The organism is Okeania sp. SIO2F4, assembly GCF_010672385.1.
Classification (GTDB): domain Bacteria; phylum Cyanobacteriota; class Cyanobacteriia; order Cyanobacteriales; family Microcoleaceae; genus Trichodesmium.
Genome location: NZ_JAAHGT010000415.1, coordinates 1 through 8,014, shown reverse-complemented (window position 1 = coordinate 8,014; position 8,014 = coordinate 1). Strand labels below are relative to the sequence as shown.

The 8,014-nt window shown below is 37.9% G+C and carries 4 protein-coding genes and 1 pseudogene; 2 read left to right on the top strand and 3 right to left on the bottom strand.

The window, feature by feature from the left end:
• Positions 1-631: 631 nt before the first annotated feature.
• Both F6K22_RS23325 and F6K22_RS23320 read left to right on the top strand, forming a co-directional pair.
• Positions 632-931, top strand: a pseudogene (locus tag F6K22_RS23325) (transposase); the annotation flags it as partial.
• A 260-nt stretch (positions 932-1,191) separates the two neighbouring features.
• Positions 1,192-3,879 carry a HEAT repeat domain-containing protein gene (locus F6K22_RS23320; protein WP_293103362.1) on the top strand — a complete coding sequence of 896 codons (2,688 nt, stop codon included), beginning with the start codon at positions 1,192-1,194 and terminating at the stop codon, positions 3,877-3,879.
• Here the strand turns inward: F6K22_RS23320 and F6K22_RS23315 are convergent.
• From F6K22_RS23315 to F6K22_RS23305, 3 genes are all read right to left on the bottom strand, one after another.
• On the bottom strand, positions 3,826-4,086 hold the full coding sequence (locus F6K22_RS23315) for a hypothetical protein (protein WP_293103364.1): 261 nt from the start codon (positions 4,084-4,086) through the stop codon (positions 3,826-3,828). The two genes, F6K22_RS23320 and F6K22_RS23315, sit on opposite strands and share 54 nt — an antisense overlap.
• A 135-nt stretch (positions 4,087-4,221) precedes the next feature.
• Positions 4,222-5,106, bottom strand: coding sequence for a tetratricopeptide repeat protein (locus F6K22_RS23310; protein WP_293103359.1), 885 nt, complete (start codon positions 5,104-5,106; stop codon positions 4,222-4,224).
• Positions 5,107-5,262: 156 nt separating this feature from the next.
• The gene (locus tag F6K22_RS23305) at positions 5,263-6,597 is read right to left on the bottom strand and encodes a sensor histidine kinase (protein WP_293103356.1); all 1,335 of its coding nucleotides are present in this window, start codon (positions 6,595-6,597) and stop codon (positions 5,263-5,265) included.
• Between the last annotated feature and the right edge of the window lie 1,417 nt (positions 6,598-8,014).

Sequence of the window (8,014 nt, the reverse complement as noted above, 5' to 3'; positions counted from 1 at the left end):
GTAACCAGATATTGAGCAACTCAAGGTCTGAAATTTTTCTTGGTAGAGTTCTTTGTTGTGCTTGCTGCTTGTACATGGCGCACCACCTGAATGTTTTAGATTAATACATCAGACTGAATTATAGGGGTTATATATTATTTTACTATAAACAGTATTATTTGAGATTTAATTTAATCTATCTTTTTGTTTTTAGCAAGTTTTTTTCTACTGAATTTAACTATTTTAGTCAAAAGTCATAATTAAAAAGCCAAAATAAAATATGGATGATAGGAATCACAATAATATAATTTGAAAACAAGGATTGCTACAATTAATCAAGTTGGAAATTTATGCTCTGATGATAAAGTTTTCTCTAGTTCTGCTAATGCAGGTTAATTTCTAGCTTTTTTTCTGACTTTCACCGAAAACATATTTCTTTTTATTTCTTCCTTGGCTACATTATAGGTAACATTTTTTTATGAAATTGCTATAACTTAAATTGTTAGTCCTAAAATAGTAAGGATAAAGGATATTAGAACTCTTTCCTATTCCCAGTAATTCCTATTCCCTACTAGTATCATTACTTGTTTACCGATTACTGATTTATTAACTTTTTTTTAGTAGTTCAAGTAGTTATCAAACAGAGGTACTTTGGGTAGATCGGGGTTATTATGGTAAGAATTTTGCGAGTGCAGTTCAGGAAGTTTGTAGCGTTCGCGGAGCGTTGCGTCAGCAGTATCGCGTAAGGGTGGAAGTAATCAAGAGAACTTCCCAAACTTTTGAGCGGTTACCTAAGCGATGGATTGTTGAGCGAACTTTTGGATGGTTGAATAGATTTCGACGCTTAAGCAAGGATTATGAGGTATATTCAGATGTGAGTGAAGCGATGATTTATGGCTCTCTAATTCACCTTATGGTTAAGCGACTAGCTAGTTTAAGATTTACTTTATAAATCAGCTCTAATATTAGTGAAGCTAGCGATCGCTAGATCCACTTTACTAAGAGAACACAATTAGCAAAATTTATGTATAGCTAACTAGCTGGAGATAATTAATATCTACTCTACCTACAATTTCTAAAATTTATCAGAATCTAACTCAATCTATAGGTAATTTAATCTATAATAAATAATCTGTACAACTGTACTATTAGCTTATACCATTTACGTTAAAAAAATAGAAAAATTATTATTTCCTAGAAGCTACTATGATAATGCTCACAAACGATCCAAATGCCTTATTATCCCTCAAACACAAAGCAGTGTTTGATGAAGACCCAGACTTACAACTAGCAGCAGTCGAACAGCTAGCCATCCAATGGAAAAACCACCCGGATACTGTATCTATTCTCAAACAACTAGCTATATCTGGTCAATGTCCAGATGTGCGGAAAGTAGCAATAGAACATCTTGTCCAAGGTTGGCCAAATGACCCCAATATCCTACCTTTCCTTAAACAATTAGTAGTATCCAACAATGAGTATTGGTGGTTGCAAGAAGCCATACTCACCCAATTAACCAGAGGTTGGCATGACGATCCGAATACGATCGCTTTCCTCAAACAACTAATTTTAGCAGATCAATATCGGTCTTCAAATGTCCGCTCTGTAGCCCTCAAACAATTAGCGAGAAACTGGCAAAATGAACCAGACACATTACCTTTTCTGAAACAACGAGCCATATCTGATATTGATGAAACTTTGCGGGAGACCGCAGTCGAACTCTTAGCTGAGGGTTGGCAAAAAGACCCCCTTACTTTTGCCTGGCTCAAACAACGAGCGGAATCAGATCGACATTGGGGAGTGCGTCTGGCAATACTAGAAAAATTCAACCAAGATGGAAGATATGATGCCGAAAATATCGCCTGGCTCAAAAAAATGGCGATGTCCGATCCAAATTCCCATGTGGCTTCAGAAGCAGTATCCCAGTTAGCCCGACTAGCCAAGGACGATCCCGATACTGTAACTATTCTGAAACAGTTGGCTGTTTCTGCTCAAGTTGTAGAAGAAGTAAGACAAGTAGCTATCAGTCAGCTAGCTGAAAATTGGCAAAATGACTCGGAAACCTTATCAACTCTCAAACAACTGGCAGTGTTTGACCAATGTTATCAAGTCCGACTGGCAGCAGTGGAACACTTAGCACAAGATTGGAGAAAAGATTCTGATATAGTGGCTATTATGAAGCGGTTGGCTGTATCAGATGCAGTTTCGGAAGTGCGAAAAGCAGCACTGGGTTATTTGATAGAAAACTGCCAAGATGACTCAGATACTGTAGCTATTCTCAAACAAGTAGTTCAGTATGACGAATCTTGGCAGATGCGAGAGTTAGCTCTGGTACAGTTGGGAGCATTTTGGCAACAAGACCCCGATGTATTAACTTTTATCAAACAACAGGCTGAATCTCCTGAATGTTGGGTAGTGGGAGAGCTAGCAGTAGCACAATTAACTGTTGGCTGGAAAGATGACCCTACTGTTTTAGCTCTCCTGAAAAAATTGGCTATGTCTAATTCCGATGTGCGAGTGGCAGCAATACGGGAATTGTCTATAGCTTGGAAAGATCACCTCGATACTATAGCTATCCTGAAAAAAGTTGTTGTCTCTGACGATTCTTGGCACGCCAGGAAAATAGCAGTTGAACAACTAGCGACTGGTTGGCATGACGATCCTGATACGTTTGCGATTCTCAAAAAAGCTGCTTTGTCTGACGAACAGCACGATGTAAAAATTGCAGCAATGGAAATGTTAGTCACTGGTTGGAAAGATGACCCGGAGGCGATCGCTACTATTAAAGAAGTAGCTGTGTCTGATAGTTTCTCAGACGTACGCAGAGCAGCAATGGAACTCTTGGCTAACACTTACAAAAATCACCCTGATACTCTGGCTACTCTCCAGCAAATGGCTGCTGCAGACCAATGTTCAGATATACGAGTAGCAGCAATTAGCAAATTAGCTAATGATGGCAAAGATGACCCTAATATTTTAGCTTTGCTCAAACAACAAGCTGTTGAGGATCCATGCTCTTCTGTACAACGAGCAACAATGGAACAGTTAGCTACAGATTGGAAAGATGACCCTGATACTCTAGATATTATTAAAGAACTTGTGATGTCTGGCAAGTGTTCCGAGTTACAACAATCAGCAGTAGTACAGTTGGCTACAGATTGGCAAGATGACCCTGAGACTGTATCTGCTCTTAAAAAGCTAGCTGTATCTGCTCAGTGTCCAGATTTACAACAGTTGGCAATGCAACAATTAGCTCTGGGGTGGAAAGATGATCCTGATACTTTTACTATTATCAAACAAAGGATTGAATCTGCAGATGAACTGGAAGTACGACAAGCAGCAATGCAGCAGTTAGCCATTGGATGGAAAGATGATCCTAATACATTGGCGTTGTTTAAACGGTTAGCTATTTCTGATCGGGATGTGTGCGTGCGACAAACAGCAGTAGTAGAGTTGGGTATTTGTTGGCAAAATGACCCTCAGACAATAGAAATTATCAAACAAGTGGCTATCAATGATGATAGTTTTTATGTGCGACAAACTGCTGTGGAATTATTAGCTTTGGTAGAAAAAAATCATCCTCATACCTTTGTCATTTTGAAACAATTAGCTCAGTTCGATCGGAATGCTTATGTGCGACGTTCAGCAATACAGCAGTTAGCTTTGGGTTGGTATAATGAACCGGGAATGTTTGAGTTTTTCTGCGATCGCGCCTGCTCCGATCCTTTTGTCCGTCAGGAAGATTGGGAGGATAACCCGCGCCAAGCTTGCCTAGAGACAATTCTCGAACAACATCGAGAAAATGATTTGGTTCTCCAGATATTGCGCGATCGAGCCGAAAATGATTTAGATGAGCAGGTAAAAGTGTTTGCTATGAAAACTTTGATCCAGTTCGGATAAACGTTGTTGCTGAGGTTCAGAACAACACAAGGCAATAATTTGCCCTTCGGTCGCTCTGTCTACTTTTGGGGGTGTGGGTGGAGTTTTTCTGTGTTGTCGATTCAAAGCAAGATTTTCTGTTCTACTAAACTTACCCAAACTTACCCATACACAATAGACATAGGCGTGATAATTAAAAATCAAATCAATCCCATACGCATAAATCATCAATTCTTTCCCCCTACTCCACGTACGGGCGATTCGCGAATCGCCCCTACTCCCTACTCCCTCTTTTCCGGAGATGTCTAATAGTCCTCCTTTGCTATATATATTGCAATATTTTAGCTGTGTCAGTCCACTACCTCAAGGAGAAACCTGGCGAGACGGTGGTAAATCTTCTATTTGAGCTAGAGTTTCTTGAATACGAGGAGTTGCCAGAAATCTTTTCGCATCTTCAATTAACCGTTTCCCCCACAGATGTTGGTCAAGATAATCAATGTCTGCATATTTGCTATCTAATCGCAGTGCTTCTTCTCCCATAGCAAGACTTTGTTCTTTATCTCCTTGAGTGTAGAGAGCTACTGCTAGCGCTAGAAGTGGTTCTGCAGCTTTACTATCAATAGAGACAGCTTTACGCCATTTTTCGATCGCATCATCTACTTTTCCCATCTCATATTTAACTAAACCAATATTATTAATTGCAGGCCATAGATTTTTTTCTAGGTCATAAGCTTGTTCGTATTGTGCGATCGCTCTTTTAAATTTACCATGCTTGTAATAAGCATTACCCAAATCAAATAAAGCTCCTGGGTTTTCAGGTTTAAATTTCAAACCTTTTCTTAATTGCTCGATGGCGTTTTTATAATCAGATGTTTGAAAATAAGCTCTACCAAGAACAAATCGAATCTCTGCATTACTTGGGTTGAGTTCTTGAGCTTGTTTCAAGGCAGAAATACCTTCTTCTAACTCTTCAGCTTGAATGTAAAGACTACCTAATAGTGCCCAAGTTCGTTGATTATTTGGGGCTAATTCAGTAGCCAGTTCGGCTCTAGATAAAGCCAAGTCAAACTGTTGAAATCTTGCTAACTGTAATGCTTCCTCAGCTAAACTTAAACCTGTCTGTTCTAGTTGAGCTGAGTCTAGTTGTAATACATGAGGAACTAATGCCTGCCCCAGTATAGGTTTAACATTAGTACCCCACATACCTAGGGTAATTAATAAACAAAGTAATAAATTTCGATTTGGCACAGTTAAAGAGTATATATGGTTAAAAAGTTCAGTTTAAAGTATCTAGTCTCATATACTAGCCTAAAAATTTCACAATTTGCAGTATAATCTACTAAAAATTATCTTTTTATAGTTTTATCGTTTTAAGTTTAGGATAAATATCCTATATTCAATTAATTAAAATATTGGTAAAATAATTTCAAATTCAGTGCCCTTACCTTGTAAAGATTTTAGTTTAAGTTTTCCACCATGTTTTTCATTAATAATTTGGTGACTAATAGCTAAACCCATACCTGTTCCTTTCCCCACCGGCTTAGTTGTAAAAAAATTATCAAAAATTTTATCTTGTATCTCTAAAGGAATACCCAAACCATTATCAGCCATTGTAATACTCACCCTATCATTGTCTTTTCCTACTATAACTTCCGTAGTAATCTTAATTTGAGGTTGCCAATTTGAATCTTCTAGTTCTACATATTTTTCATTTAGTGCATCAATACTATTACTAATTAGATTCATAAATACCTGGCTAAGTTGACCAGAATAACAACTAACCATTGGTAAGTTAGTACAATAATTTTTAATAACTTTAATACCGTATTTAAGGCGATTATTTAAAATTAGTAAGCTACTATCTATACATTCATGGATATCTGCTGGTTTCTTTTGAGATTCATCCATGTGGGAAAAGTTACGAAGACTATTCACAATCTTCAGTAATTGTTCTGAGCCAAATCTAATACCTTGAGTCGTCTCAGATAATTCTTCCTGTAAGGAATCATATTCTATTTGTTCCTTAATTTGATTAATAATTGGAGATGGCTCTGATATTTCGTCATAGGTAGATAAAAGTTTACTAATTTCTTCTAGATAAGAACAGAGAAATATTAAATTATTCCAAATACAGTTAACAGGATTTCTAATTTCATGGGCTACCTCAGCAACCATTCTGCCTAAGCTAGCCATTTTCTCTGTTTGAATAGCTTTTGCCTGAGTTTGTTTTTGCAGTAGATTACTTGTAAGTTCATGAATCTTTGATTGAGCCACCAATAATTGATGCACATCTAATAATTTATAAACATTAGGTTCTATTTCTACAACAATAGGCTCATAAAGTAATTCCGGCCGTCTGTGTAAAGATTTTTGCGCCGCCTCTACTATCAATGTATTACCAGGAAGAATAGAAATATCTATTTGAGAGAAGTGATACAAAGCTTCTATAGGCCGCTTATAAAACATCTCTATACCATAACGACTTCCCATTCTTTCAAAAAATAATCGTCGGGAAATCATACCGACAAACCTACCTTGCCGATCGATCAGAATTACACCTGGTAGTAAAGGATTAGCCTCAAACACAGATGCAACATCTTTACCAAAGTAGCTAGATTCAATCAGAACATCTTGCAGTGGTAGTTCCTGTATAGTTGATTCTAAAGATAAAATTTTACTTTTAACCTCTAAATTAGGCACTGTAAATGAATCTGAATTTGACTCATATAAAGCAAACATATTAAGAAAGTTCCTAGTATGCTAGTATCAAGAGATACATATTTGAAAAATATTCCAGATAATTTGCCTTAATCCTAGGAATATATTAAGATTAGTTTTCACCTTTCTAGCATAACCTCAAAAGGATAATCAGAAAACATAAAAATCACTTAACTTTTTTGAGAAACTCATTTGTTTATTTTATATAAATTAAAAATGAAGATTTAGTAGCCTCCCTCTTAGTCAAGAGATGACCTATATTTTTGGGCGTTGCTGAACCAAGGGATGAATCTTTTACTCCCCACACGGACCACACGGACCACACCCAACTATATAATAAGTATTCAACCGGATTTCATATCACTCCCTACACGGACCACACGGACTACACGGACCACACTCCCCACACTAATTCATCCCACACATAAGCAACGCCTATTTTTGAGAGGCATTCTCATTGGCATTGCAAGTGTGACTATCAAAACCTCTCAAAGTATGCTTTACCCTCTCACCTATTACACCGTCTAGTATATGGGGCGGTTCAACAATTAATAATTAATAATTAATAATTAATAATTACCTCTCCTTGAAAAGGAGAGGATTGACTAATCATGAAAATTTTTTCTTCTCAAGGGGAGATTGGATATGGCGAGGAGACCTCGCCATCCCATCCTTCGGAATGCTCCGCTTTCCGACCGCTTGTTTCTCCACGGCGAGTGAGAGGCTTTAAACCTTAATTATTCGGTAAAGACTCTACTGGTACAGGGGCTTTAATAGCCTTGTACCTGCTCAACAACTCTAACCGATGAAAAGCCCAGTCGAACAGAGTATCTCCATTAATAATCTTGTTCAGAGTTTTTTGGTGTGAAGCAGAATGGACTGTCAGAGGTATTCGTTTTCTCTTACCTCGATATAGACTCAGAGAAACTCTGAATAAATCACCTTGACGACTAATATCATGTCCGGATAATTAGTGATAAAAAAAGTTTTTGTTTGTAGTAGGACTTTAATTAAGCCCGTGAAATATCTATCTTAGGGCTAGAGCAATACTATGAGTTGTAATTATAACTATTCAACCGGACATGATATAACATTGTACCCTTGGTTATTCACTTCCAAAGGCAAGCGTTTAAACTTTTTAACTTTAGTAAAAGCACAAGTATTACCGAAAAATTCAGGTATAAAGCCTTTCCATTCATGGAAAAAAAGCGGTCGTTTGCGTTTCGCTGCGCGACATGAAAAGCGTTAGCGTTAGCGTTAGCGAAGCTCCTCTGCGCATAGGCAGCTCCTCTGTTAGCGCAGCTCCTCCGTTTGCGTAGCATTCCGAAGGAAAGGAGGCAAGAGGCAGCATGACCTAGGATGGGATGGGGAACTTCGGAGCGGCTCTGCACTCTTCGGGTTTCCTCCCCATCCCTCGACCAAGAGAGCGGTCGTTTTA

Coding starts and splice junctions, on each gene's coding strand:
- F6K22_RS23320 (WP_293103362.1), top strand. CDS start 1,192: ATGCTCACAAACGATCCAAATGCCTTATTATCCCTCAAACACAAAGCA.
- F6K22_RS23315 (WP_293103364.1), bottom strand. CDS start 4,086: ATGATTTATGCGTATGGGATTGATTTGATTTTTAATTATCACGCCTAT.
- F6K22_RS23305 (WP_293103356.1), bottom strand. CDS start 6,597: ATGTTTGCTTTATATGAGTCAAATTCAGATTCATTTACAGTGCCTAAT.